The organism is Bacillus sp. OTU2372, from assembly GCF_038440275.1.
Taxonomy (GTDB): domain Bacteria; phylum Bacillota; class Bacilli; order Bacillales; family Cytobacillaceae; genus Neobacillus; species Neobacillus bataviensis_B.
Map to the genome: position 1 here is coordinate 19,647 of NZ_JASATK010000024.1, position 25,309 is coordinate 44,955.

At 36.3% G+C, this 25,309-nt stretch carries 22 protein-coding genes, 2 pseudogenes, 2 riboswitches and 1 other annotated feature; of the genes and pseudogenes, 11 read left to right on the top strand and 13 right to left on the bottom strand.

Going from position 1 to position 25,309, the window contains the following annotated elements:
• Positions 1-286 precede the first annotated feature (286 nt).
• Positions 287-1,246 (bottom strand): DUF3231 family protein, encoded by a 960-nt coding sequence (locus AAHB15_RS24785; RefSeq protein ID WP_098533372.1) that lies wholly within the window; start codon positions 1,244-1,246, stop codon positions 287-289.
• Positions 1,247-1,415: 169 nt separating this feature from the next.
• A complete protein-coding gene (locus AAHB15_RS24790) occupies positions 1,416-1,886 on the bottom strand; it encodes a hypothetical protein (RefSeq protein ID WP_098935022.1) in 471 nt (156 codons plus the stop codon).
• 767 nt (positions 1,887-2,653) lie between these two features.
• Here AAHB15_RS24790 and AAHB15_RS24795 point away from each other — a divergent pair.
• The 3 genes and pseudogenes from AAHB15_RS24795 to AAHB15_RS30315 all read left to right on the top strand — a co-directional run bounded on the left by AAHB15_RS24795 (position 2,654) and on the right by AAHB15_RS30315 (position 3,686).
• Positions 2,654-2,860 (top strand): hypothetical protein, encoded by a 207-nt coding sequence (locus AAHB15_RS24795; RefSeq protein WP_335574280.1) that lies wholly within the window; start codon positions 2,654-2,656, stop codon positions 2,858-2,860.
• A gap of 142 nt (positions 2,861-3,002) precedes the next feature.
• Positions 3,003-3,233 (top strand): annotated as a pseudogene (locus AAHB15_RS30310) (IS3 family transposase); the annotation flags it as partial.
• 124 nt (positions 3,234-3,357) lie between these two features.
• Positions 3,358-3,686 (top strand): annotated as a pseudogene (locus tag AAHB15_RS30315) (transposase).
• A gap of 89 nt (positions 3,687-3,775) precedes the next feature.
• Here AAHB15_RS30315 and AAHB15_RS24800 read toward each other — a convergent pair.
• Complete coding sequence (locus tag AAHB15_RS24800) at positions 3,776-4,096, bottom strand: BC1872 family protein (protein ID WP_335574281.1); 321 nt, start codon at positions 4,094-4,096, stop codon at positions 3,776-3,778.
• A gap of 297 nt (positions 4,097-4,393) precedes the next feature.
• Here AAHB15_RS24800 and AAHB15_RS24805 point away from each other — a divergent pair, with 297 nt between their 5' ends.
• The 3 genes from AAHB15_RS24805 (at position 4,394) to AAHB15_RS24815 (ending at position 6,933) form a co-directional block, all read left to right on the top strand.
• Positions 4,394-5,074, top strand: coding sequence for a TerC family protein (locus AAHB15_RS24805; protein WP_186446538.1), 681 nt, complete (start codon positions 4,394-4,396; stop codon positions 5,072-5,074).
• Positions 5,075-5,139: 65 nt separating this feature from the next.
• A complete protein-coding gene (locus tag AAHB15_RS24810; RefSeq protein ID WP_342043555.1) occupies positions 5,140-6,468 on the top strand; it encodes an MATE family efflux transporter in 1,329 nt (442 codons plus the stop codon).
• A 204-nt stretch (positions 6,469-6,672) separates the two neighbouring features.
• Positions 6,673-6,933 (top strand): HPr family phosphocarrier protein, encoded by a 261-nt coding sequence (locus tag AAHB15_RS24815; protein WP_335574321.1) that lies wholly within the window; start codon positions 6,673-6,675, stop codon positions 6,931-6,933.
• A gap of 193 nt (positions 6,934-7,126) precedes the next feature.
• Here the strand turns inward: AAHB15_RS24815 and AAHB15_RS24820 are convergent, their stop codons facing one another.
• The 10 genes from AAHB15_RS24820 to AAHB15_RS24865 form a co-directional block, all read right to left on the bottom strand.
• On the bottom strand, positions 7,127-7,360 hold the full coding sequence (locus AAHB15_RS24820) for a hypothetical protein (protein WP_144566578.1): 234 nt from the start codon (positions 7,358-7,360) through the stop codon (positions 7,127-7,129).
• Positions 7,361-7,718: 358 nt separating this feature from the next.
• The gene (gene metG / locus AAHB15_RS24825; protein ID WP_335574320.1) at positions 7,719-9,353 is read right to left on the bottom strand and encodes a methionine--tRNA ligase; all 1,635 of its coding nucleotides are present in this window, start codon (positions 9,351-9,353) and stop codon (positions 7,719-7,721) included.
• A 66-nt stretch (positions 9,354-9,419) separates the two neighbouring features.
• Positions 9,420-9,692: a binding site (T-box leader), on the bottom strand.
• Positions 9,693-10,181: 489 nt separating this feature from the next.
• On the bottom strand, positions 10,182-12,353 hold the full coding sequence (locus AAHB15_RS24830; protein ID WP_335574319.1) for a transglycosylase domain-containing protein: 2,172 nt from the start codon (positions 12,351-12,353) through the stop codon (positions 10,182-10,184).
• A 59-nt stretch (positions 12,354-12,412) separates the two neighbouring features.
• The gene (locus AAHB15_RS24835) at positions 12,413-12,652 is read right to left on the bottom strand and encodes a hypothetical protein (protein ID WP_335574318.1); all 240 of its coding nucleotides are present in this window, start codon (positions 12,650-12,652) and stop codon (positions 12,413-12,415) included.
• 311 nt (positions 12,653-12,963) lie between these two features.
• Positions 12,964-13,947, bottom strand: coding sequence for a GMP reductase (gene guaC / locus AAHB15_RS24840; protein ID WP_335574317.1), 984 nt, complete (start codon positions 13,945-13,947; stop codon positions 12,964-12,966).
• 621 nt (positions 13,948-14,568) lie between these two features.
• Positions 14,569-15,069 (bottom strand): flavodoxin domain-containing protein, encoded by a 501-nt coding sequence (locus AAHB15_RS24845; protein WP_335574316.1) that lies wholly within the window; start codon positions 15,067-15,069, stop codon positions 14,569-14,571.
• Positions 15,050-16,093, bottom strand: a complete 1,044-nt coding sequence (locus AAHB15_RS24850; RefSeq protein WP_144566581.1) for a ribonucleotide-diphosphate reductase subunit beta — start codon at positions 16,091-16,093, stop codon at positions 15,050-15,052. The genes AAHB15_RS24845 and AAHB15_RS24850 overlap by 20 nt, the downstream gene beginning before the upstream one ends.
• Positions 16,094-16,117: 24 nt before the next feature.
• Positions 16,118-18,394 (bottom strand): ribonucleoside-diphosphate reductase subunit alpha, encoded by a 2,277-nt coding sequence (locus AAHB15_RS24855; protein ID WP_335574315.1) that lies wholly within the window; start codon positions 18,392-18,394, stop codon positions 16,118-16,120.
• A 349-nt stretch (positions 18,395-18,743) separates the two neighbouring features.
• A riboswitch (cobalamin riboswitch) is annotated at positions 18,744-18,924 on the bottom strand.
• 86 nt (positions 18,925-19,010) lie between these two features.
• Positions 19,011-21,290, bottom strand: coding sequence for a 5-methyltetrahydropteroyltriglutamate--homocysteine S-methyltransferase (gene metE, locus AAHB15_RS24860; protein WP_335574314.1), 2,280 nt, complete (start codon positions 21,288-21,290; stop codon positions 19,011-19,013).
• A 156-nt stretch (positions 21,291-21,446) separates the two neighbouring features.
• A riboswitch (cobalamin riboswitch) is annotated at positions 21,447-21,634 on the bottom strand.
• A gap of 123 nt (positions 21,635-21,757) precedes the next feature.
• Positions 21,758-21,922, bottom strand: a complete 165-nt coding sequence (locus AAHB15_RS24865; RefSeq protein WP_335574313.1) for a hypothetical protein — start codon at positions 21,920-21,922, stop codon at positions 21,758-21,760.
• Between the two features lie 105 nt (positions 21,923-22,027).
• Between AAHB15_RS24865 and AAHB15_RS24870 the strand changes: the two genes are divergently transcribed.
• The 5 genes from AAHB15_RS24870 to AAHB15_RS24890 all read left to right on the top strand — a co-directional run bounded on the left by AAHB15_RS24870 (position 22,028) and on the right by AAHB15_RS24890 (position 25,291).
• Positions 22,028-22,246, top strand: coding sequence for a hypothetical protein (locus AAHB15_RS24870; protein ID WP_098531197.1), 219 nt, complete (start codon positions 22,028-22,030; stop codon positions 22,244-22,246).
• A 247-nt stretch (positions 22,247-22,493) separates the two neighbouring features.
• Complete coding sequence (locus tag AAHB15_RS24875) at positions 22,494-22,823, top strand: hypothetical protein (protein WP_335574312.1); 330 nt, start codon at positions 22,494-22,496, stop codon at positions 22,821-22,823.
• A 34-nt stretch (positions 22,824-22,857) separates the two neighbouring features.
• Entirely contained in the window at positions 22,858-23,148 is a 291-nt protein-coding gene (locus AAHB15_RS24880) for a hypothetical protein (protein WP_335574311.1), read from the top strand.
• Positions 23,149-23,206: 58 nt separating this feature from the next.
• Positions 23,207-23,584 carry a hypothetical protein gene (locus AAHB15_RS24885; protein WP_335574310.1) on the top strand — a complete coding sequence of 126 codons (378 nt, stop codon included), beginning with the start codon at positions 23,207-23,209 and terminating at the stop codon, positions 23,582-23,584.
• 129 nt (positions 23,585-23,713) lie between these two features.
• Positions 23,714-25,291, top strand: coding sequence for a GMC family oxidoreductase (locus AAHB15_RS24890; protein WP_335574309.1), 1,578 nt, complete (start codon positions 23,714-23,716; stop codon positions 25,289-25,291).
• Positions 25,292-25,309: the final 18 nt, after the last annotated feature.

The window sequence follows — 25,309 nt, forward strand, 5'->3', positions numbered from 1 at the left end:
TTTTCTAATACTGTGATATCGACATCATCGTTTCCGTGAGGATAATTTTTGACAACTTTTTCATACAAGGATTCGTATAATAATGTTTCGTCAACAATATTTTCACAATACATAAAAATAATTTGCTTCCCTTTAATATTTCGAGGGTTTAAAATTCTAAATTCTATATCCTCACAATGTGTAAGTTTATCTTAGAAAAATTTATAATTTTGCTCTATAGAATCGGTTAATTTTTCCATAAAATTCCTCCTTCTTTATTATTTACACTATTGGATTCAGTTTATAATTATTTAATTGACCTACTAGTTAATGGTGGTTCATTAAACCAACCTTTTTTAACCAATAGTTTAAACCCTTTTTCTGAAAAACTTTGGACCTGTTCCATCAATTCACTTAGTATTTTGACATGATTCTTCTTATAACTAGATACAGCAGCGTTTTGTAAATTTATTATTCCAATAGGATTTAAAAACATTATTAGGTTCGTCATTAACTTATCTGAAAATGGAGATTCATGGACCCTATGAACGAAGCTCTCTAGTCCAGTTGTAGTACTAACTCCGTTTTCTCTGAAAATATCCGATAAAGTAGCAGCTTGATGAAATGCTAATTTCTTGCCATCATTAAATAATTGCTTTGACTCTTCATCTTTTACAACATCAGCAAAAGCAGCGCATAGAGCAACACCAACATTATTGCATTGAAGTGCACTGTACATATGTCCCAATTCTACCGCATTAAGTGGTCTCAATTGTGTAGATACAACCTTAAACAGTTTGCTCTCTCTTTCATGTGCTTTCATGTATAAAAATGGACTGTTTTGTAACAAGTTCTTTTCTTTTAATAAACCTAAAAGAGATTCATCAATTTGAATAATCTTAGTGAGGACTTCACTAAAGAATTTCTTTACATTCATATCCGCTAGTTCTGAATATTGAGAAGCGAGGACCCGCATCCCATTTCCGGTAATATGCTTAAGAATTTCAATGATTAATTGATCGGTAAAAAGCTTTACTGAGGAGTTATATAAATCAACTTCACTGAAAAATGGCGTTTCATTATAACCGCTGTCATTTAATATCTTTGTAGCCTCTTTTTCTTGAAATGTAGATAATGAATTGATTTCATCTAGAACACTTCTCAAATCTTTATCCTCAGCAGTGTCAATAAGATTTTTCAAAATAATATTAACCATATTCGAACTTGATTGTAGATACCAAAGAAAGCCGAACTCATTTACGTTCATACAAAAGGCTCCTTCATTATTTATTTTCTCTTATTAGAATGACAAAAATATTGGTAATTATTCAGGGTATATTTCTAATTAATACATTTAGTCTCAATCTCAAACTTTATTAATTATTGTAATTTATATAATTTAATTAGAGTTTCTGTTAAAAGAATACTAATTAAATTCACTGGCTCTCAGGTTTCTCAATAGCTTTTTTAATGATTTTCATTAGTAAAAGGCCTATCCAAATTCCTGGTATCACGCACAAAATTGGTAACCATATTGGGCCAAATAAAAATCCGAATATCTTGAAAGTTGATGAATATATACACCCCACTGTTACAAAGAAAGCACAAAAAACGAATGGTAAATAAGAATATTTTCTATTTCCTCCACCAGCATCTTTATAAGCATCCCACATAGCAAAAAAGTATAAACAAGGGTAAAACATTAGCCATAAGTAATCAGTTTGAGCAATGGCTTTTTCGATTTCTCCATGAAAACTAGAAATTATAACAACATTAAAATTTGCATTTACATTTATAAGGAATTCTAAAAATACAAAAACAATACCTTTTATTAGTTTGCCATTTAAAAATTGACCAAAGCCAGGAAGAGCAATACTCCATAGTAATACTTCTTTTGAGTTAGCCACCTAATTCAAGCTCCTTACCAAGTTTCGTATAGTGTGATTATGTCAATTGTAAAAAAGGCAATCGCACTAATCATTATTCATTAAAAACTTAATTAGTTTTTTATTGTGGAAATAAAATTTAACATTACACCAACGTAACCTTAGAATGTCCTGCTTAACATAAAAAATGTGATGAAAAGTACAGTGATGGCATTTCATTTCTAAATATTAATAAACAGAGATATCCAATTAAAAGAAATGCTTCTATCAACATGGTCTTATAAAAAGCATAGAAAACTTATGTTAAAAACACATCCATTATGTGAATGCCTTATAAATTAGAATATAATTTCTCTAACAATTCTAAGAAAGTGATTTATGATTATAATTCCTTCTATCATCTGTTTTTCCTCATTATAGATGAAGTTCTTGTCCCCATCGCTTGTGAGGATACCGTTCTGGTCATCCGTTTATGCCTAACACAATACCTGACTAATTTAGGAGTATTTGATATTGATAAAATATTTTAAATATATTGGGATGTATATTAGCTTTCATGCTTTAAAATTTTTTCGTAACCTAACTCCCCAAAAATAGTGAAATGTTTATTGTATTAACCTACTCCTTCGTTGAACAAGGAAAAGGCTCTTTATGAAGAGAACAGGTTCTTCAGAAATAGAAACAGCCCTTCATTTTGGGCTTACTAATCCCCCTATGATAAGTTCATTGAAAAGGTCTTTTTTGAAGGTGGGGCTGAAGCGCTGGATAGACCGAAAGGACGACCACCCATGTCTGATAAAGCAAAGAACATAAAAAACAAACCTACTAATGAAAAAGAAATGACTTATGAGCAAAGATTGGAAAGAGAAAACGAGCTTCTTCGTTTGGAGGTAGAATACTTAAAAAAGTTGCGAGCTTTTCAGATGGATCCGAAAGGCTATCTCGAAAAGCACAAGCAGTGTTATCATTCGAACTCAAAGAAGCCTTCAAATTAAAAGATGTTTTACGTATAGTTGGTATTCCTGAATCCTCCTATCACTATCATATAAAGGTGATGAAGAAGCAAAATCCAGGCCAAGAACTTGAAAAGTCTATACAAACCATTTTTGATGAACATAAAGGCAATTTGGTTATCGACGTATCAAGCTAGAATTGAGAAACCGTGGTACTAAAGTGAATCATATGAAGGTACAATGCATCATGAATAAACTCGAACTAAAAGGAGATAAGTACAGGAGAAAATCACGTAAATACAGTTCTTACAGTGGGACTACGGGGACGGCTGCCAAGAACCGCATTAATCGTCGTTTTCATACTAATGTGTGTCATCAAAAATTAATAACAGATATCAGTGAATTTAAGTGTTAGGACGGTGTAAAACTGTATCTAAGTCCTATTATTAATATGTTCAACGGTGAAGTCGTTTCATATGGGATAAGTATGCGTCCGTCCCTTAGATTTAGCGTTCTACCCTCTGGAGGAAGCTCTTAAAATAGTAAAAAATTCAAAGTACAGAACCACTATACATTCAGATCAAGGCTGGCATTATCAACATAAAAAATGGGTAAAAACACTTAAGAAAAACAAGGTGTTCCAGAGTATGTCGCGAAAAGGAAACTGTTTAGATAATTCCCCCATGGAGAATTTTTTCGGGTTACTAAAACAAGAAATGTATTACGGAGAAACACTCAGCTCATTTGAGGTATTAAAAAAAGAATTGAAGAATATATCGATTATTATAATAACAAGCACATAAAGCAAAAATTGGCAGGTATGAGTCCGGTTCAATACTGTACCCATACCTGCCAATTAGCTGCTTAGTATAAAACTCTAACTTTTCGGGGTCACCTCACTTTGCTAAGAGATGGGGGTTACTTTTTGTAATTACTATAAATAATGAAGCTAATATATCATATTTTCTGCCACAACCTGGTGCTATCCATAATGGAATGACGTTCCACAATTTCGTAGGCTGCGTTAGTAATCGCTTGGGCTAACGAATCCCCTGTTGCACAAATATCATTAAAGCAAACTTTTGAGAGCCCTTTAATTTGATACGTAAAGCCTAGCTCCTCTAAACGCTCGACAATAAGCATGGCATGATCTATATTCTGCTCCGGCTGAAACTCGGACTCATGAATAAATTTCCCCTGTTCATAATCATACCAGCGGTCCCATCTATTTAACTTCCAACCTAGGATTCTCCGTGCTATCGCATCAATTTTCATCATTTTCGATTCCCCTTTTCAATTATTGATAACTTTTTACGGCCTCTATTGTTATATAACAGTTTTATTAATTAATTGTAATTATATAACACACTTTTATCATTTTCCAGTATTTATTAAAAAATTTTTACCTGAAACTTTTTCTATTGTACATTCACAAGTTGGATCCTAGCCAAATAAAAAAGAACACGAACCCAGTGGGATTCATGTTCAAGGTTTAAATGGTGAATCGAATTAGTTTAATATTAAAATGTAATTCTACATAAATATAATAAGGAAATGAAAAAAAGGGGAATTCTAATGAATGAACTAGTTAAGGTTTTTTTAGTCACTTTAGTTAGTGACATTGATAATATGTTAATATTAGGAGCTTTATTACGTAAATATACACATTTAAAGATTACCCTTCCAGCCATTATCGTACTTACACTCGCTAGAGTTTTTTATATATTTATTATAAAAAGATTATTAGATATTCCTATGCTCCAACTCTTGATGGGAATCATATTGCTATTTATAGCATTTAAACTTGTTCGAAAATCGATCGATGGGGAATCATTTACAAGGCCTTCTTATCAATCAATCTTTATAAAAATTAAGGTTTTATCAGTCCTTGCTGCAACAGACTTTTTAATATGTCTTGACAGTGTGGTCATTATTGCTGGAATATCTCAACATGTTGAAGCTGTAACGATTGGGATCTTTTCTAGTCTTTTGGTATCCCTCCTATTTCTCCCATTAGTGATAAAGCTTGCGACCAACTTTGTTTGGATTAATATTATCGCGGGAGCTTTTATTGCACAAAATGCGGTAATTGGGATTTTAAAGGATCCCGTATTGACTGATTGGCTCACTACAATGAATAGGCTATTTCCGGATATGAATTTAATAAATATGACTGCAAATGGGGCAATTATTATTTTTATTATTATCGGGGTCTACTCGTATATTAAGCACCAAAGAATCACTATACATAAGTAGCATTTAGTCTAAAAACGAGTGAAAATAAAATAAACTCTTAAACTTTAAAAATGAGGAATACAATTATGAACCTTCCCGTTAAGGCAAAAGAAGTCTTAGCTGTGGCATTACCTGCGATTGGTGAATCTTACTTGCAAAGTCTACTTGGAGTGGCAGACTCTTTTTTCATTGCAAGATTAGGTCTATTAGCGATTAATGCAGTCGGTGTGACAAATATATATAGTATGACCTATATTGGAGTTTTTACAGCGATTTCAGCCACTCTTTCCGTCTTTTTATCAAGAGCCTTTGGGGCAATGAATACTGAACAATGTAAGTCCGTTATTTTTCACGGGCTATTAATCTCCTTTTTAATTGGCTTACTTTTCTCTGTTATTTCAGTCTTGTTCGCCAAACCATTATTAGTATTTACAGGAGCAAACGAGCAGCTTATGGAAGCCGCTTTAACCTACTTTAAGATTGTTTTAGGTTTAACCCCATTCATGGCCTTATTTACTGCTCAATCTGCTTCATTTCGAGCCATAGGTGATACCAAAACCCCGCTTCGAATCGGTTTTGAGATGAATGTCGTCCATGTTATCCTCGATTACCTTTTAATTTTTGGAATAGGCTCATTTGCTGGCTTAGGTTTAACAGGTGCAGCAATAGCTATGATCTTTGCAAGAATATATGGATTTATTCGTTTGGTTATAAAATCCCAAACCATTTCTAACATTGCTTTAAAAAGAAGCGATTTTAAGATCATTGGGAAATTAGCACGCAGCATGATCCGTTTTGCAGTTCCCGCTACGGTTGAAAGGTTATCCATGAGATTAGGTCAGGTCCTCTATTTTGGATTCATTGTCCGGATGGGAACCGAAGTCTATGCAGCGCATAACATTGCCGGTACGATTACAACTTTTTCCTCAACGATTGGCGGAGGCTTTGCAGTAGCTGCAAGTACTCTTATAGGTCAAGCAATTGGTCGAAATAATTGGTCTGATGTTCAAGAATATCGAAAGTGGAGTTACCTTCAATCGGCAGTTTCTATGACAGTCATAACCGCAATATTAGCTAGTACTAGCCCTTGGGTGGGGAAATTTTTTACAACCAATGAACAGGTTATTCATTTATTGATGGTTGTCTTATTCATTGACACTCTCTCACAGCCATTCCTAGCTTCAGTGACGGTCGATACTTCTGTCGTTCAGGCTGGCGGAAACAGTAAGTACCCTATGTTGGTCACCATTATTGGCATATGGTTAATCCGCGCTCTGGGTGTTTATATATTCGCTTGGAAGCTTGGCCTTGGTTTACCAGCCGTATGGGGCTCTATTGCGGTTGATAATGCTCTACGTGCAGGACTGTTTATGTGGTATCGCAGGAATCGAAATGTCATAAAACAACTAGTTTAATAGGCTCAGTACATAAACTGGAACCTTTTATTACTTTATATTTCAGTGTCCCTGCTATATTGTTTTCCCACTGTAAGTTGGACTCCCCTACAAATTTTTGCCTAATATAAAAATCAACAGCATTTTTTATGATTTTGTTTCATACATAAGAGAATGGTGATAGCAAACCAAATATACAGTACAAAGGCACTCAAGGAGGCTACAATGATTCAACAAACAGTGAAAATTAATAACAAAGCAGGATTATACGCTCAACCGGTCAACCAATTAGTTCAAGCAGCTTCTCAATTTAATTCGGATATTTTTCTTACCCACAATGGAAGAACTGTAAGTGTAAAATCAGTTCTCGGCGTTTTATCATTAGCCATTCCTAAGCAAGCAGAGATTACATTAGAGGTTTCAGGGGATGACGAAAACGAGGCAATCAAAGAAGTCCTTCAAACCTTGAAGAAGTTAGAAAACTAGTAAAAATACGGGAAGAGGCAGGCTTTTGGTTAAGCCTGCCTCTTTTTGTTCACTATATTCGAAAAAAGTGTGTTAGTAAATCTTACAAGATACTTGGGAAATACCTAGCTTTAAAATTATAATAAACTTGTGACATTACTCCTTGAATGAAAACCATCGTGTGGGAAGGCACTTTGGTTTTCACTCTTTTACATCAAATATTCTGACGACGTTTTTGTCTATTTCTTTGTAATTCGCTCTGTTTCCATATATATTTTTGCATGTATACTCTAAGTACATCTTTCATTGACTTTCCGTTATTTTCCACTGCATCACGGAAATTTTCTCTAATGTTTTCTGGGATTTCAATACTTAATCGAACAGTTTTTGTATTGACTTCTTTACCTTTCCTTTCATTCACCTTTTCGCATTTGTGTACTTGTTGCATAATTTAACCTCCTAGCAAAAGTTCTAATGAATACACAACACTATTCAAAGTAGTCGTAAGAGAGTAAATATTTAAAATATTTGAGCATGAGTATATATTAACAACTGAAAACGGATACAGTACAAAAATAATTTTCGCCAAATTTCGACATAACTCCAAATAGGCTCATTAATAAAATCAAGAAATACGCTGCCTTATCAAGCAGCGTCATTCATTTTTCATTGGTTTACTCTATTCATCCTGGTGTGCAGGTTCAAAAAGGTCTTTATTTAAGATTGGAAGTGTTTGATAAACATTTAAACGACCTCAATTTTTTACATCTTCTTCAAATCCTCTTTGGCGCAGTCCTGATAAATTTTTAAACAGTTTGACTGTTTAATCTTTCAAGCTCTTCCTCAATTCGTATTAATTCAATTCGTTCAAATAACGGTTTCACGTTTGATAATCGTATTGATTTAACCAATAATGAACTCCAATTTGTTTCTGATAGATTTAACATGTTTTTAACTTTTTCACTTGCGAAAGGAAGAAACGGAGTCAATACATGTGCTAAATTTCCAATAAGATAAACGCAATTCGCAAGTGTTTGTTTACAGGCCTCTGGTTCTTGGTGTATTTGCTTCCAAGGCTGCTGTTCATCAAAGTATTTATTTGCATACCTAACCAATTCAAAGACCTTTTCCAAGCCTTGTTTGAAAGAGGTATGTTCAATCAAGTCTCCTACTTCATTATATAAATGATTAACCTTTTCTTGTATGGATGGAGTGATGTCATTCTCAGGTATAACACCCTCAAATGACTTTTGAATAAACTTCAATGTGCGATTGACGAAGTTACCATATGCCCCCAACAATTCACTGTTGTGACTATAAATGAATTCCTTCCAAGAAAAATCAGCATCCCGGGTTTCTGGTGCGTTGATAGTTAAAAAATAACGGATGGAATCAGGGTCATATCTATCCAATAGTTCTGGAACCCAAACGGCCCAATTCTTACTTGTCGACAACTTTTTCTTTTCCAATGTAAGATACTCGTTTGAAACAATATGTGTTGGTAATGGATCTATTTCAAGACCAGCCAGGATTCCTGCCCATATGATTGAATGAAACGGGATATTATCTTTTCCGTGAACATAATAGGATGTGGCCGAAGCATTCCAAAACGTTGAATCGTCCTGATTCGTTACTTTCGCCCAAAGTTTACTGGCTGTATAATATCCCGAAACCGCTTCAATCCAAACGTAGATTTTCTTATCTTCATAACCTGCAACTGGAACGCTTACTCCAATAGGCAAATCTCTCGAAACTGCGCGATCCTTCAAACCTTCCTTTAAATATCTTTTCGTCAATGATATGGCATTTTCACGCCATAGTTTATTGATATCAGCTTCTTGAGTGTAGTTCTCTAAGAGTGCTTGGAAGGAACTTAACGAAAAGTAAAAATGTTCCGTCTTTCTCGTTGTAGGGGGGTTTCCGCAAATTTTACATGTTCTCTCTAATAACTCAAGTGGCTCTAAAACACTTGAACAAACATCACATTGATCTCCACGTGCTTTTGCACCGCAATGGGGACAAATACCTTCCACATAGCGATCAGGTAAAAATTGCTGATCATGTTCACAATAGGTTTGTTCAATTTCTTTTTTATAAATAAGACCTTTTGAAAGGAGACTTATAAATATTTCTTGGACGATTCTGTGGTGATGTTCGGTATCCGTTCTTGTATAGGTATCGTATGAAAATCCTAATCTGGAAAAACAATCTGCAAATTCTTGATGATAACGATCAGCGATCTCTTTTGGCGATACTCCTTCTTGTTTTGCTCTAATTGTAATAGGTGTCCCATTACAATCACTGCCTGATACATATAACACCTTTTCTCCTTTTAGACGGTAATATCTTGCTAAAATATCACCAGGTAACAAACTTGAAATATGTCCAAGATGTAAAGAGCCATTAGCATAGGCCCAAGCACCACCAATAAATATACTCATAAATAAAAAACCTCCTTAATAACAAATTTAATGGTAAAACAAAAAAACCCCGACCTTAACTGTAATGTTAAGGACGAGGTTTGAATTCCACGTGATACCACCTTATTTTGCAAATAGCTCACACTAGTTGCCTCTACAAGTACGGAGTAAGCAAGCTACTCTTATACTGTGACTTTGATAACGAGTGCCAAAACTCGTCGCAGCCTACTAATACAATAATGTATGTTCAGTACGAAGCTCAGAGACCATTGTTCAAATGAGCGTTTTTGCTTCTTTTCAGCTGCCGAAGCTCTCTGTGGAAAACAACATCATTTTACTTTTTCTCTTCAATGCCTTTTTTTGTTAATTAACAATAGTTTAGTCAATGTATGAAGTCAAGTCAATATTAAAATATTTTATATATTAAAATTATTTTAATCAACTTCATATCTTATCATTCAACTGACGAGCACTAATATAATAAGATGTCAAAAAGGTTGGTGATTTACTTTGCTGGCAGCATTTATTGTCATTGTAATTGGAATCTTATTTATATTGTTAGGATCATTCTTTTGGAACAATGGCCTAACCGAAGAAGCTGCGCCTATTTGTTGGATTATTGGCTTAATTTTATTCTCATTAGGTTTCGTCAGTTTATTTAATCATAAGATCTTGGAAATTCTTTTCAACTATCTGTAAAAATGTCTGAAAATGTCATTGAAATATTGAGATAAAAAAACTCTTTGTAATTGCTACTTAGGCTCGAAATACTAAAGGGGATACCCATTATTTTGGGATAGTTCTCGTTATAATGGAAGCATAAGAACCATCCCCATGCTTCCATTCAACTTAGTCCTTTTTATTTTTCCCCTTGGCCTTGCCTTTTTCCTTACCATTTGGTTTTTTTCGATCCTTAGATTGAGATTTTTCATCTCCAATATTATTTTCAACCTTTTTAGGAGTTGCTTTTTCTTTGTTGATTTTAGGTTTTACAGGGATTTCTGCTGAGCTGTTTCCTTTTATATATAGTTCATTATTGTAGCTGTAAACACTATCTGGCTGCTGAAAATTGGATGAGTCTGTTCCAAAGGATTGCATCATGGCTTTAAACATATACTGTGCAATTTTCGTCGTATTACCAGCCATATAGTTTCCAGATCCGTTTTGTGCATATCCAGTCCAGACTGCCATGGTGTATTGTGGTGTATATCCAGCAAACCAGCTGTCATTTGTTGCAGTACTTGGATAACCATATCTTGCACGAGTTTTTGCATCAAAATTGGTTGTTCCCGTTTTCCCGGCAACATCTAATCCTGGGACGTTTGCAGTAGTCCCTGTCCCCTCATTTACAACTGATCGTAACATATCCGTTACCATATAGGCAGTGTAATCCTGCATTACACGTTTTGGTTTTTCGGCAAAATTAACGACTTTACCATTTGGAAAAACAACTTTTTGGACAAAGTGTGGTTTATTGTACACACCATCGTTTCCAAAAGCACTGTACGCTCCAGCCATTTCTACAGGATTGACGGTATTACTCCCAATTGAATAAGATTCATATACTTGGTTATTTTTAAAAGTAATCCCTAACTGTTCTGCAAAGTTCTTGGACCTATCAAGTCCAACCTCTCTAAGCGTTAGCAGCGCAGGAATATTATAGGATTTTTCAAGTGCTGTCCTAATCGTAAGTAATCCATGATATTGGTGATCCCAGTTTGAAATGGGCTGGCCGGTTGAATAGAAAGTCGCTTGATCATTGATTAAATGGGCAGTGGACCATTTTAACTTTTCTATCGCAGGGCCATAGTCAAAAATCGGCTTAAATGAAGATCCTGGCTGGCGATTTAAATCGACTGCAAAGTTGTTACCAAGGAATTGTGCTTTATAGTCGTTCCGTCCACTTCCAATCGCCCTGACTTCCCCTGTCTTTGTATCTAAAAAGACGAAAGCTCCCTGAAAACTCGCATCTGGATAGGCAATGACTTCATTGGTATTCATTATTTTATCTGCATAATCCTGTGCTTTTGGATCCAGTGTCGTATAAATAGATAACCCATCCGTGCTGATGTCAACATCCTTCAGTTTTCCCTTTACTTCTTTCACTACTGCATCCAAAAAGGCCTCGTAAGGCATACTTTGTTGTGTGGTTTTTTCTACTAGCCCCTCTGTTACGGGAACTTTTGCTGCTTCCTTCATTTGTTCCGCTGTTATATAACCATCTCTCAGCATCGAACTTAAAACAATATTACGGCGTTTCGTGGCATCATCTCTGTTTTCTGGCTTTGTTGGATCATAATTATTTGGACTTTGTGGCAGTCCCGCTAGCATTGCCGCCTGTGCCAGTGTCAATTTGTCCAATTCATCCGCTTCAATACCATAGTAATTCTTTGCTGCTGCAGCCACACCATATGATCGGTTTCCAAGGTAGATTTTGTTTAAGTACATCATTAAAATATCATGCTTAGAATATTTTTGTTCTAACTGATATGCCAGGTCCCATTCTTGTATTTTTCTCTTTAATGTTTTTTCTGGAGTTAAAAATGAATTTTTAATCACCTGCTGCGTAATCGTACTACCGCCTTGTGATCCGAAATCTCCTGTTACATTCACTAAAATAGCTTTGGCAGTCCTTTTAATATCGATTCCATGATGTTCATAAAAGTGGGAATCTTCGGTAGCAATAAACGCATGTTCGAGCACTTTTGGAACTTGTTCATACGTGATTTTTGTTCGCTTTTCCTTACCATATTCATATAAAAAGTTTCCATTTTCATCATAAAATTTCGTCGAAAGCGGATCTACCAGTTTAGAAGAATCCAATTTAGGCACATTCTTAATCATGGAAGCGAACGTTATCGCTCCTGCCCCTGTTGAAACGAGGCCAAGCACCAGACAGGCAATAATGACCTTCTTAAACAAGGAAGTTTTTTTCGGGTTTGGATTACTCCTTTGTTCATTCTGTCTTTCTCTTTCTGCTCGTTTTCGCTCTTCACGAGATTGATATGTTTCTTCTGACATTCTTCTTCTCTCCCCTGTATATTTGGTTACTCAAAGTTGATTTAAGAGGCAATAATCAGTTACAACATTTGGATGAGATTATATTTAAGCCGTTTCTTTTCATTTACGCGTATATAACGGATTAAGGAACTATTAATCCAGCAATCTCCTTTACTGTCCTTCGCAAGAAAGTATTTCCGTTGTTCGATTTTTTCTAGTATTTCTTGGACCACATCTTCTTTTTTAATCGTTGACTCTTTCATTATTCTTTCTCGTTTTATATCGTTTTCTAAGGTATAACAAACCACAAACTCCTTCAAAAAAACTCTCCCCTATTCCCTTGTTCATGAAGTTGATTTTAATGTTAATAGCTGGACATTACTTATAGAAATAAAAAAGTAAAATATCCCTTCTTTATTAAACTATATATAAATGTTCGTAAGAAATCTAATTTTTATGAGGGAATTCGACTTAGAAATTTTATTGTAATAATTTTAACCTGAAACAAATATAAAAATAGACCAAACCAATCACTCATTTTTATACAAAAATGCTTCTAAACTAGAAAGTGAGCAAGTCCTATAGAACCTTGCTCACTTTACATTACTTATATTTAGTTTAAAACAATTCCTTAATAGATCTTATCACCATTGAAAATAGAATTCTTAACAATGACATAATCTACATTTCGAATTGCTGAGAGCTTGTTACCGCCAGCATAGGAAATTGAAGATTGCAAATCCTGCTCCATTTCCACTAGGGTATCCTGTAAAGACCCTTTAAATTTAACATACATCTTTTTGCCTTCGACATTTTTCTTCTCACCTTTTTGAAACTCAGAAGCCGAACCAAAATACTCTTTATACAGTTCTCCGTCTTTTTCAACTGTTTCTCCTGGTGATTCTTCATGCCCTGCGAATAACGAACCGATCATGACCATCGATGCTCCAAAGCGAACAGATTTGGCGATATCCCCATGGGTACGGATACCTCCATCGGCAATAATAGGCTTGCTTGCTGCTTTTGCACACCATCTAAGTGCAGCTAATTGCCAGCCGCCAGTACCAAACCCAGTTTTAATTTTAGTAATACAAACCTTACCTGGACCAATTCCCACTTTTGTGGCATCGGCACCGGCATGCTCCAATTCCCTAACGGCTTCAGGGGTTCCAACATTTCCTGCAATAACAAAGCTGCCTGGAAGGTGTTTCTTGATATACTGAATCATATTGATGACAGCATTAGAATGACCATGTGCAATATCAATTGTAATGTATTCTGGTGTAAGATTCTCTTCTGCTAATTCCTTTATAAAACGATACTCGTCTTCTTTGACGCCCACACTAATCGATGCATACAATCCTCGAGCTTGCATATCTTTCACAAAATCTAAACGTTTCTCAGGCTGAAAACGATGCATAATATAGAAGTAATTATTTTCCGCTAAATAGACTGCAATATTCTCATCTATAATTGTCTGCATATTTGCAGGCACAACAGGCAGCTTAAACGTACGACCGCCAAATGTAACCGTTGTATCACATTCAGTCCGGCTGTTTACAATAGATTTTGCTGGAACAAGTTGAATATCCTCATAGTCAAATACATTATCCATGTGTTTTCACTCCATAATTAGGTTTTGTACTAAGAAATAGTTCTTTGATTAAAAATAACTTGTCTAATAAATGTAGTTTCCCGAAAGTAGACAGTTTCATCCACTTCTTTAAGTTGAGTTTTAAATACTTTTTATCTTAAACACAAAATCGATTGTATAACACGAATATTAGTTTGTCAATTATTAAAAATGTTCGTCTTTTAGTCCAAAAGAATCCTTGCATCCTAAAAATCAAATATAATCTCCATAATCGAACATTTATGCTGATTATTCTAACTCTTTTAAAAAGAAGTATAACTGAAGTTTTGAAGGTTCCCTGCGTGAGATCTCCATTTTCCTTCTTATATCTTGTTTGAATAAATAAATAGGACCTTTCATTTGAAAGGTCGCTTTCTTTAAATCTTTATTCTAATGTTTTATTCATTAATTTTTCTATTTGCTCCTTGGGGCTCCAGCAATTAAATTTGTAGTTCGGCTTTGTTTCATAACCTAACCGGCTGCAATAATAGTTTATTCCTTCTGTTTTTTTCTCCGCTCTAAAATATTTGCATGTTGCACAGCAATGGAAATCTTTCATGGACACCAGCACCTTTACATCAGAAATATCATGGTGATTTCATCCTATTTTTGTTGTAGTTTATTCTTCAAATCCGATTTGTGAGCTAATTGATTTAACCTTTTTATGATCGAATCCGCAAAATTTTGACTGCGCTGAAAGTCCTGTATTTGCGGAAGCAGTTCAACCTTCAACGTGGCAGCAAGGTTTGTGTGAACGTATAACATATCCCGAAACAAATTGACGGCACCACAATAGTTCGGATAAAAGCTATCTCCGGTTCCGAAAACTGCTGTAACCAAGTCTTTATTGTCAAGTTCCTCTAAGGCTTGATAGAGTTTCCACATTTCTTTAGGAATTTCACCATCTCCCCAAGTATAGGTCCCAATCGCAATCGCATTATAGCTTCTTAAATAAGCAGGAGAAAAGTCTTCAACCCTATACATCATTACGTCGACCGAATGGCTGAGGAAGTTCCGATAAATTACTTCGGCTAATTCTTTCGTGTTTCCAGTAACAGACGAATAAACAATCGCAATCTTCATCTTATAATTCGTCAAACCCATTGGACTGTGAAACTTTTGAGTAGGTCCTTGATTTTTGCTCAAAGAAATCCGACTTCGTCTCATTCACCATGTCATCTCCAAAAACTTGAATCCATGGCATAGGGTTTATTTTTTCAGAATAAAGATTGTTTAATCCTAACTGTCTCAACCGTTTATTTGCAAGATATTCGACATACTCTTCAAATTCCTGTAAATCAATACCCTTTATATCAGCTAAAATGTAATGAGCCCATTCCTTCTCCAGCTCGACCGCCTCGTTAATGGTTTGATACACATAGTTGATATTCTCTTCTGTATGAAGAGCAGGATTTTCCGTTAAAAGAATGCGGATAAACTGGGCAATAAAGTAGGCATGCTGCATTTCATCACGCTGGATATAACTGATCATGGTACTGGTTTTCAGCATTTTTTGCTGACGAGCTAAATGATAGAAAAAAGCAAACCCTGCGTAAAAATAAATGCCTTCAAGATTAATGGAATTCACACATAATTGAAATAACGATTGTGGCGTCGGATTCTCTCTAAAATTCTCATACGCATCCAGAATCAATTGATTTCTCTTCCTAACAATCGGATCCATTTTGGCTTGATTGAAGCGCTCATTTTGTTCGCCAATTGGAACTAATGAGCTTAAGATATAGGAATAGGATTCATTATGGACCGCTTCTTGCTGTGAAATCACGGCAAAGATTGCTTTGAAGCTAGAGTCTGTTACATAATCCATGACCTGACTCATCGTCGGTGTTTGCAGGCTGTCAAGTGAAGCAAGCTGTGTATTTATTCGCAGGAAAACATCTTTTTCTGTTTCACTTAGGGAATCCCACTGTTTAATATCATCCTGCATATTAATTTCTTGCGCCTTCCAAAAATTTGCGAGCAGGGTTTGATACAAATCATACATTTTTGGATAAGCGATATCATTCCAATTCAACAAACCTGAAGACTTGCCATTGATAATTCCGGTTGACTTATTAGGATATTCCGGGTTTAATAGTTTTATTTTGGTTAATGGTGTATGAATCATTTTGTAAATACCTCCCTTTATTCACTAACTATGACATGCTTCGCATTCTTGGATTTCTGATTGAGATGTACTTCTTACATAATAGGTTGTTTTTAAACCTTGCTTCCAGGCTTCCATATGAAGATTCAATAATTCCTTCGCTTTAATGTCATGACGAACATAAAGATTAAAGCTAATCGATTGATCAATGTGCCTCTGACGGGCAGCATTTTGTCGAATACTCCATGTCTGATCCAAGACATGTCTCGACCGGCGATAATAGTTATAAGTGTTATGATCTAAATCGGGTGCGGTGACTTTAAATTTGAAATTCTTCTTTTCTTCCGCGTATTCTACTGCATACAATGGATCAATTCCATCTGTTGATCCGCCGATTTTTGCCGTGGATGAATTAGGAGCAATGGCCATCATCCACCCATTTCTTACTCCGAATTTGGAAACATCCTCTTTTAGCTGATTCCAACGTACACTTTTATAACCTTTTCGCTCAAAATAACGACCCGTTTGCCATTCCGACCCAGCGAACTTACTATAAAAGCCTTTTTCCTTTGCTAACAACATTGAGGCACGAATGGTATAGTAGGCAATCTCCTCATAAAGTCGGTCAGCAAATGAAACGGACTCATCTGATTCCCAGAAGATCCCCTCTAATGCAAGGAGATGGTGCCAGCCAAATGTACCCAAACCAATGGCACGATATTTTTTATTGGTCGCTTCTGCTTGTCCTACTGAAATGGTATTAAGATCAATGACGTTATCTAACATTCTTACCTGAATGGGAATTAACCGTTCTAAAACATCCACTGATTTAGGCAGATTAATAGAAGATAAATTACAAACTACAAAATCCCCAGGTTTGCGAACAATCACGATATTTCCATCTTCATCCTTATATTCCTTGACAATGGTTGTAGCAGACATATTTTGAGCAATCTCCGTACACAAATTGCTGCAAAAAATGGACGTACGTCCAATTCCTGCTATATGTTTGTTAGGATTTTGCCGGTTGACTTCATCTCGATAAAACATATATGGCGTCCCTGTTTCTAATTGAGAAATCATAATTCGCGCCATAATATCCATTGCTCGATACGTTTTCCTTGGGAGTAATGGATGTCTTACTGCTTCTTCGTATTTTTCGGTAAAGAACTTGTCATCCACTTCGTCATAAAAATCTTCTAAACCAAGTGGCGTTCCATCTTCATCCTTCCACCCCATAATTTGTTTGACTTGATGCGGACAAAAGGTATGCCATTCTCCATTGCTTCGGCCGTTTTCATCGACTTCTTCCAGTTTCTTCATAAATAAATCAGGGATGGAAACACCCGTGAAAATATCATGTGCTTTTCTTCTCTCGTCTCCATTGTTTGTTTTTAAATCCAAAAAGCCACTCATCATGTCTTTATGGAAAACATCTAAGTAAACGGCGATGGCTCCTTGTCTTTGTCCTAGCTGATCCACACTCACAGCCGTATCATTGATCAGCCTGATCCACGGGACGACCCCGGATGAATTACCTTTGAATTTTTTGATATCGGACCCTAAGGCACGGACTTTTCCAAGATAAATGCCAATACCGCCGCCATCTTTACTCAGACGGGCAATATCCCAATTATTCAAATAAATTCCGTCTAACGAATCGTCCACCGTATCAATAAAACAGGAGGAAAGCTGTCCAAAGCTTTTCCCGGCATTCGAGAGGGTCGGGGTGGCAACTGTCATATACAAATTGCTTAATGCCCAGTATGCTTCTTTTACATACGAGATCCTCTTATCCCTTGGTTCGTTTTTCATTAAAGTCATGGCGATGATCATGAATCGTTCTTGAGGTAATTCGTAAGTTTTACCTTCATAATCCTTTGCAAGGTATCGGTCTGCTAATAAAAATAATCCTATGTAATTAAACAAATCATCCTTGTTTGGATCTATTTCCATTCCCAAGGTTTCAATTTCTTCCTTGGTATAATCATTTAATAGATCTTGTGAGTAGATTCCTATTTTCGAAAGATAGGTAAGTAGTCTGTAAAAATCACCGTATTTTTCTGTTTGGTCATATCCTCTATGTTTGGCTGCTTTATGATATAAATCATTTAAAAATAGGTTTGCCGCAAGAAAGGTCCAGTTGGGATCTTCCATGGAGATTTGATTTAAGGAATAAAGCAATGATTGTTCGTATCGTGAAGATTCCTCTAGTTCGGCTATCTTTTGGACTAGCTGTGTTGTATCTAGTTTGTATTTTTCATTTGCCCTTTTGATGGCTTCTAAAACAGTATCCATTTCAGGATGATTTTTAACATTCATATGATTACCCCTTTTTTGTGACCGTCGCTCGCCGATATTGAAGAGTTCGGTCGTAATTATCTTTTTTTATGACCATTGGTACTCTTTTCACTAGTGTACGGGCACATTTATCTGCTTTTGTGACCGATTAGAACTTTTTATACGTCCCTCGGTAACAATTATCTTCCTTTGTGCCCCAATACCGCCTTTCGGCCAACCGCTCAGTCATTATTACTTGTTCTAACAACAGTAAAAAACCCATCTTCAGAGAAGATGGGTTTAATAAAACGTGGATTGATCTAGTAAAACAGCAACATCACTGTATTAGTCAGAATACCCCTCGTTCTATCTTCCCATTTCCCGAAGAAGATAACACGCTATAAAAATGGCAGGTCTCCTGACTTATGCTTCCACCCTACTCTAATCCCTTCCCGTCCAAAGACAGTGGATGCGATTATTTCGTCAGCAATTACAGTTGCGGGTACAGTACTGGATTTACACCAGATTCCCTATTAAGTCTATATATAGACACCATTTTCATTGGTTATTATCTATATTTAGTGTCTATATTTAAAAACAAACACTAAATATTGTATATCAACTAATATAGTATACTACTTACACTTTTACAAGTATTTTATTTTTTCACCACTAGTTTCTCTCTAACTTGCTCCGCAGCCTCAACCATTACTTCCAATGCAGCAACTGTCTCCTCTAGCCCGCGGGTTTTCAAGCCGCAGTCAGGATTAATCCAGAACACCTTTGGTTCAAGGACTTGGAGCGCACGCTCGATGTTTTTCGTTATTTCTTCAAGTGCAGGTACTCGAGGACTATGAATATCGTAAACTCCCAGACCAACACCTTTATCATAGGTATTCTCTTCAAACGCGGAAAGTAATTCACCATGACTTCTGGATGTCTCAATTGAAATGACATCCGCATCAAGAGCGTTAATCGCTTCGATGATATCCTCAAAATTCGCATAACACATATGGGTATGAATTTGGGTCTCATTTCGCACGGATGTGGTTGAAAGTTTAAAGGCATAAACCGCTGCATTCAAATAGCTGTCCCAGTTTTCACGCTTTAATGGCAGCCCTTCACGGAGAGCTGGTTCATCCACTTGAATCATGCTAATTCCATTTTCCTCTAGCAATTCTACTTCTTTTCGAAGTGCAAGGGCAATTTGATTTGCCACCTCAAAGCGCGGAATATCATCGCGGACAAACGACCAGTTTAGAATTGTAATTGGACCTGTCAACATCCCTTTTACAGGCTTTTCAGTTAACGACTGAGCATAGACAGTTTCCTTAACGGTCATTGGGTCTTGATAGGATACGTCTCCATAAATTAGCGGCGGCTTAACACAACGGGATCCATAAGACTGCACCCATCCGTATTTGGTAAATTGAAACCCGGCTAATTTTTCACCAAAGTATTCAACCATATCGGTTCGCTCAAATTCTCCATGAACAAACACATCTAGCCCAAGCTTTTCTTGAATCTCAATCCATTTTTTAATTTCTGCATTGATATATTTCTCATATTCCGCATCGGTTAACTCACCTTTACGCCACAGTTGACGCTGCTTCCGGACCTCCTGTGTTTGCGGGAAGCTCCCAATGGTTGTTGTCGGCAAAAGCGGTAATTGGAATGTGGTTTCCTGGATGGCTTGTCGAATGTTAAATGGTACTTCACGTTCAGCACGAACCGAAGCCAAGTTTTGAATGTCGTTTTGTACTTGTTGATTGTTTCGGAAAGTTGATTCATTTAATGCCTTAATCGCTTTTGTACTTGAAACGATTTCTTCTTGAATGGAATCTTTCCCTAGACGAAGCCCTTTTGTCAGAACAACCACTTCATGTAATTTTTCATCCGCAAAGGAAAGGGCATTTTTTAGCACCTCTTCAAGTGTATCTTCACTCTTCACTGTAACAGGAACATGTAATAAGCTTGATGATGGCTGTACAATGAGGCGATCCTTTGGAACGATCTCCGCGATCTCCGAGAGTAATGATAACTTCTCATCAAGATTGGTGCGCCAGATATTACGCCCATCGAGAATCCCCGCTGCAAGCACCTTATCTTCCGGGAATCCAAACTTCTTCAAGGAAGCCAAATTCTCACCGCGATCATGGATAAATTCCAACCCTATTCCCTGAACAGGTAGTGAAATTATCTTTTCGTAATAATCGATGCTATCAAAATAGGTTTGCAGCAAGATGTTTACGTTAGGTGCAGCTTCATGCAATTGCTGGTAGACGTCAGCAAATAGTTCTACCTCTTCCCTTGAGAGCGATGTCGTTAAAATAGGTTCATCGACTTGTACCCAATCAACTCCCTCTGCTTGCAGCTCACGCAAAATTTCAGCATATAATGGAATGAATTGATGAATGACTGTCTTTAAATTAGTGTACCCTTTTGATAATTTAACAAATGTAACCGGACCTATTATTACTGGCTTTCCTTTAATACCAAGTTTTTGCTTTGCCTCTTTATAAAATTGAAGCGGGCGGTTTTCAACAAGAGTCGGAACAGTTTGGTCCAGTTCCGGAACAATATAGTGATAGTTGGTGTTAAACCATTTTGTCATTTCTGCTGCTACAGCATCCTTTGTTCCTCTTGCGATTTCAAAATATGTTTCAAGTGAGACTTTACCACCCTTATAGTTAAACCGCTTTGGTAAAAGCCCGAACATTACTGCTGTATCAAGGACATGGTCATATAGGCTAAAGTCACCTACAGGAATCAAGTCGATTCCTTGGTCCTTTTGCTTTTGGAGGTGTTTCAGGCGAATCTCCTCCATTTGTTTTAAAAATGGCTCTTTTTCTAATTTTCCTGTCCAAAACTGTTCCAATGCCTTTTTCCACTCGCGTTTTTCTCCAATTCTTGGATACCCTAAATTCGAACTTTTCATTTTCTAGAAACATCCCCTTATAGGTTTGTATTTTTGTCCCAACAAAAAAATCTCCCTTTCAATGGAAAGAGAGATTGATACGCACAGTTAACTGGAATTGAGACCTTTTGGTTTTCTCAACACGTATTTCTCACTCCCCCCTATACACCCGTAGAGTTCAAGCGCATACAACAGGCAGGTCTCCTGGCTTAGGTTCATCGCTCCTTATCCCTTCCCATTTCTACTGAAACAGTGGTTGTTGATAAGTTGCTCACCTATACAGTGGCGGGACCGCGCCGGATTTTCACCGGTCTTCCCTTTTAAGCTGTGTAATTTTAAACAGCACCTGTTGCATTTCTTATGTAATTTTTACAAACATTTTGAATTTAATAGCCATATTAGCATGTATAACAAAGACTGTCAAAACTTAGTTGTACGATTGAAAGAATTATGAACAGGCAAAACATTTTGTTTTACCTGTTTTATTTTTAGTATACAGTGACTGAGGCACGATCTCTAATCTCTAGCGGATCCTGTGTGTCAGTAGGTTGATTCACTTCCACCATTGGTGCCTTCGATTCATTTTCGGGGCTCATTTCAGATGGTTCACCCATATCATTCATGGGTATTGGAAACTTATTTTGTTTCTCCATTTTTTTATCACCTCCATCCTTATTATTACGAGAAAATGAAAATTTAATGGTTTCTTTAAAATTTGGAAATAGTAAGGTGGAAATAAATGAGTTGGAGGAAAAGTCATGGAAGAAAAGAAACCAAATTTCCATAAAGAAACCATTAAAAGTTCGCATGAGAATGAACCAGCCTTTAATGTGTATCTAGATGAGTTATTAGTTGCGGAAGTACGCGGGAATGATCCCACTAAGTTAACCGTCATTCCGATGAGGGAACTAAATGATTATGAAGAGGACAAACTTCATGAGTATATTGAATCTATGGTATCAGATCAAGAATACTAATGTGAAAAGGACTAACGGCCATTCGTTAGTCCTTGATTTCTATTAAGCCTCCACTGTAATACTCTCCTTCTTAGAACCTTCTCCTCCTGCATTTCCTTCTGTATCTAATTTAGTCCACATTACAAATTTCAGATAAATTTAATCTTATTTTACAGTAAATGGGTATTTATCCTCGGTAACTTGTCCAATCCATAGTGCCTTTCGGGAATAAAATACTTAATAGGAAAAGGGAAAGGAGTTGAATCAATTGAGAAGAACAAGAGAATTTGATAATCAAGGAAATCAATCTGTGTTTAGAGGTACTGGTAGAAATAACAATAACAACAATAACTCCAATGTTGATGTTGATGTTGATAATGAATTCGATAATGATGTAAGAAATACTTCAGAATCTGAAGCAGAGGCTGAAGTACGCAACACAGACAGAAATACAAATGTTGCTAGAGCAACTCTTGCTAATTCAGGAAATGCTCGTGTGAATGTTACATTAAACAGCCGCAGCAACGCTCGTGCTAACACTGACCAAGATCAAGATAGTGACCAAGAACAAAATACAAATGTAGATGTCGAAGACTAGAAGTAAAAATTAAGAATTTAAGGGGGATTATTAAATGGCAAGAAGTGAAAGTGGAAGAAACCGCCGTAATAACACTAACACAAATGTGAATGTGGATGTAAACAACGATTTTGAAAATGACGTTCGCAATCGTTCAGAATCAGAGGCAGAGGCAGATGTACGTAATACTGACAGAAATACAAATGTTGCTAGAGCAACAATCAATAATTCAGGAAATTCTCGCGTAGATATTACACTAAACAGCAGAAGCAATGCACGTGTAAGATCTGATCAAGATCAAGACAACGAGCAAGATCAAAATACTGATGTAGATGTAGATTTTTAATTAAAAATTGAGGGGTGGGATATAAATGTTCCACCCTTAATTAAGATAGGTGGAAATAATGGAAAGATACAGAGATAAGAACCAGTACATCCCTTCTAATTGGCAAAACACAAGAAACCATAACAACTCCTCCGATTCTCTTGCATTCCAAGAAGATAATGTAAAGATTAAAAGCGAAAACATTAACACAATTGGACAAAGTGGCAATTCTGATGTAGATGTGAAAGTCGACGTATTTGTGGATACGACTCCAATTGCATTTGCCATCCTTACTTCCTTACTTGCAACAAACCAAATGACTGTGGAAGAGTTTAATGAAGCGATAAGGCGTCTTGAAAATCTTACCCAAGGAAGGGATTTAAACGTTTCTTCATTTATACCGAATAATGTTTCAGATGTAAAATTATTCACAAAAAGTAAAAGAAGAGTGGATTAATGGTCCACTCTTCTTTTACTAAAAATTAATTAGAGAATGAGGGAATAGTATTTTAGATATTTTATCTTTACCTCCTTCCTCCCCATTATTTTCACGTATCACAGATTAATGATATAAAGAGGGATTGATATGATAAATAGTTCAATAAACACGTTTGATTTTATTGTTGTTGGAACGGGTCCCGCTGGTGCAGTGATAGCTAAGACACTCACAGATGATAAAAAAACTTCGGTCCTAGTCTTGGAGGCAGGAGAAAACGATGATAAGGATCAGCCGATAAGTGATTCAAGATTTGCGCCTGAACTTGAGGAACAATTTTTCCCACAATATTTTTGGCAAGGAGAAGGTATACCTCAACCAGGGGTGGATAATAGATCTTTTGAATGGACAACAGGCCGTCTTTCTGGTGGTGGATCATCAATTAATGGAGAACAGTATGTTAGACCTACACCATCAGTTTTAAGAGAATGGGAAATGCTTTTAGGGCCACTTTGGTCACCTGAAAAAGCCATAGAAAACTTTAAACAGTTAGAAAATTTCCATGGTAAAACAAATAGCCCAGAATTTCACGGGCTTAATGGTCGTTTGAATATCAGGCAGACACCAAAAAATCCACCTAGTATGACAAAAAAACTGGTTTCAGCTATGGAACAGGCAACTGGTTTTAATAAGATACTAGATTATAATGACCCTAGAACCCCAATTGGTCCTTTTACTCGATGGCAGCTATTTCAGAAAAACAATGGACAACGTGAAAGCTCATCCACAGCATTTTTATCTTCCGATGTGATGACTCCCGATGGTTTTGGTGTAAATGGTCGTAAATTAAGAGTTTTATATAAGTCAACTTCACTTCGTATTTTATTTAACGGGCAAACTGCAATTGGAATTGAATTTCTTAAAGAAGGAAAAAAGGTAAAAGCCTTTGCACGTAAAAAAGTAATTATTTCAGCAGGGATTAACAGTGCCCAGCTGTTAATGTTGTCTGGAATTGGTCCAGCAAATGACCTTCTTCAAGTTGGCATACCAGTTGTTTTTGATAATCCGAATGTAGGGGAATTTTTGACTAATCACACCTTAAACACTGCTACATTTACTGTTAATCAAAAAGATGTCTCTGAGTTGCAAAGAGACCCATTTGCTCTTTATACTGGTGGTGCTTTTTTACCTAATCCACTTAGCGGAATAAATGATCGACGCCGTGGAGTACAATTAATAGGAATCTTTTCAGAAGGAAACTTAAATATTGCTATTTTATTCTTACAGCCTAGAAGTCGGGGAGCCATTAAAATACAAAGCAATGATCCATTAAAAATTGTATTAGCAGATGAAGGTTTTCTCGATAACAGGTATGACTTGGAGGCAATTAAAGCAATCTATAAAACTTACATTAAAAGTATTGCGGAGAAACTCTCCAGCATAGATCGGAATTATAAGCTTGTAAACCCGACACTGGAAATGATTGGAAATGATGATGAACTTGAAGAATTCATTAAAGAAAACTTCGGTCATAACCACCATCAACAGAGTTCTCTACGGATGGCGCCTTTTAATCGAGGTGGAGTAGTAGATCGGTTTGGTAATGTGCATGGAGTGGATAATTTAATTGTAGCTGATGCATCGATTATTCCATTTACCGTTGATGGCAATACCTCTGCATCAGCTTACCTAATTGGCTATACAATCGCAAAACACTTAACTGAATAGTGTTATAAAATGAAAGCC

Excerpts from the sequence above, each read along its gene's own strand:
- AAHB15_RS24820 (WP_144566578.1), bottom strand. The coding sequence starts at position 7,360 with ATGCAACAAGTACACAAATGCGAAAAGGTGAATGAAAGGAAAGGTAAA.
- AAHB15_RS24815 (WP_335574321.1), top strand. The coding sequence starts at position 6,673 with ATGATTCAACAAACAGTGAAAATTAATAACAAAGCAGGATTATACGCT.
- AAHB15_RS24865 (WP_335574313.1), bottom strand. The coding sequence starts at position 21,922 with ATGGAGAAACAAAATAAGTTTCCAATACCCATGAATGATATGGGTGAA.
- AAHB15_RS24845 (WP_335574316.1), bottom strand. The coding sequence starts at position 15,069 with ATGGGTTTGACGAATTATAAGATGAAGATTGCGATTGTTTATTCGTCT.
- AAHB15_RS24805 (WP_186446538.1), top strand. The coding sequence starts at position 4,394 with ATGAATGAACTAGTTAAGGTTTTTTTAGTCACTTTAGTTAGTGACATT.
- AAHB15_RS24850 (WP_144566581.1), bottom strand. The coding sequence starts at position 16,093 with ATGATTCATACACCATTAACCAAAATAAAACTATTAAACCCGGAATAT.
- AAHB15_RS24890 (WP_335574309.1), top strand. The coding sequence starts at position 23,714 with ATGATAAATAGTTCAATAAACACGTTTGATTTTATTGTTGTTGGAACG.
- AAHB15_RS24800 (WP_335574281.1), bottom strand. The coding sequence starts at position 4,096 with ATGATGAAAATTGATGCGATAGCACGGAGAATCCTAGGTTGGAAGTTA.
- metG (WP_335574320.1), bottom strand. The coding sequence starts at position 9,353 with ATGAGTATATTTATTGGTGGTGCTTGGGCCTATGCTAATGGCTCTTTA.
- AAHB15_RS24830 (WP_335574319.1), bottom strand. The coding sequence starts at position 12,353 with ATGTCAGAAGAAACATATCAATCTCGTGAAGAGCGAAAACGAGCAGAA.
- AAHB15_RS24855 (WP_335574315.1), bottom strand. The coding sequence starts at position 18,394 with ATGAATGTTAAAAATCATCCTGAAATGGATACTGTTTTAGAAGCCATC.
- AAHB15_RS24870 (WP_098531197.1), top strand. The coding sequence starts at position 22,028 with ATGGAAGAAAAGAAACCAAATTTCCATAAAGAAACCATTAAAAGTTCG.
- AAHB15_RS24795 (WP_335574280.1), top strand. The coding sequence starts at position 2,654 with ATGTCTGATAAAGCAAAGAACATAAAAAACAAACCTACTAATGAAAAA.
- AAHB15_RS24880 (WP_335574311.1), top strand. The coding sequence starts at position 22,858 with ATGGCAAGAAGTGAAAGTGGAAGAAACCGCCGTAATAACACTAACACA.
- guaC (WP_335574317.1), bottom strand. The coding sequence starts at position 13,947 with ATGGATAATGTATTTGACTATGAGGATATTCAACTTGTTCCAGCAAAA.
- AAHB15_RS24810 (WP_342043555.1), top strand. The coding sequence starts at position 5,140 with ATGAACCTTCCCGTTAAGGCAAAAGAAGTCTTAGCTGTGGCATTACCT.
- metE (WP_335574314.1), bottom strand. The coding sequence starts at position 21,290 with ATGAAAAGTTCGAATTTAGGGTATCCAAGAATTGGAGAAAAACGCGAG.
- AAHB15_RS24785 (WP_098533372.1), bottom strand. The coding sequence starts at position 1,246 with ATGAACGTAAATGAGTTCGGCTTTCTTTGGTATCTACAATCAAGTTCG.
- AAHB15_RS24885 (WP_335574310.1), top strand. The coding sequence starts at position 23,207 with ATGGAAAGATACAGAGATAAGAACCAGTACATCCCTTCTAATTGGCAA.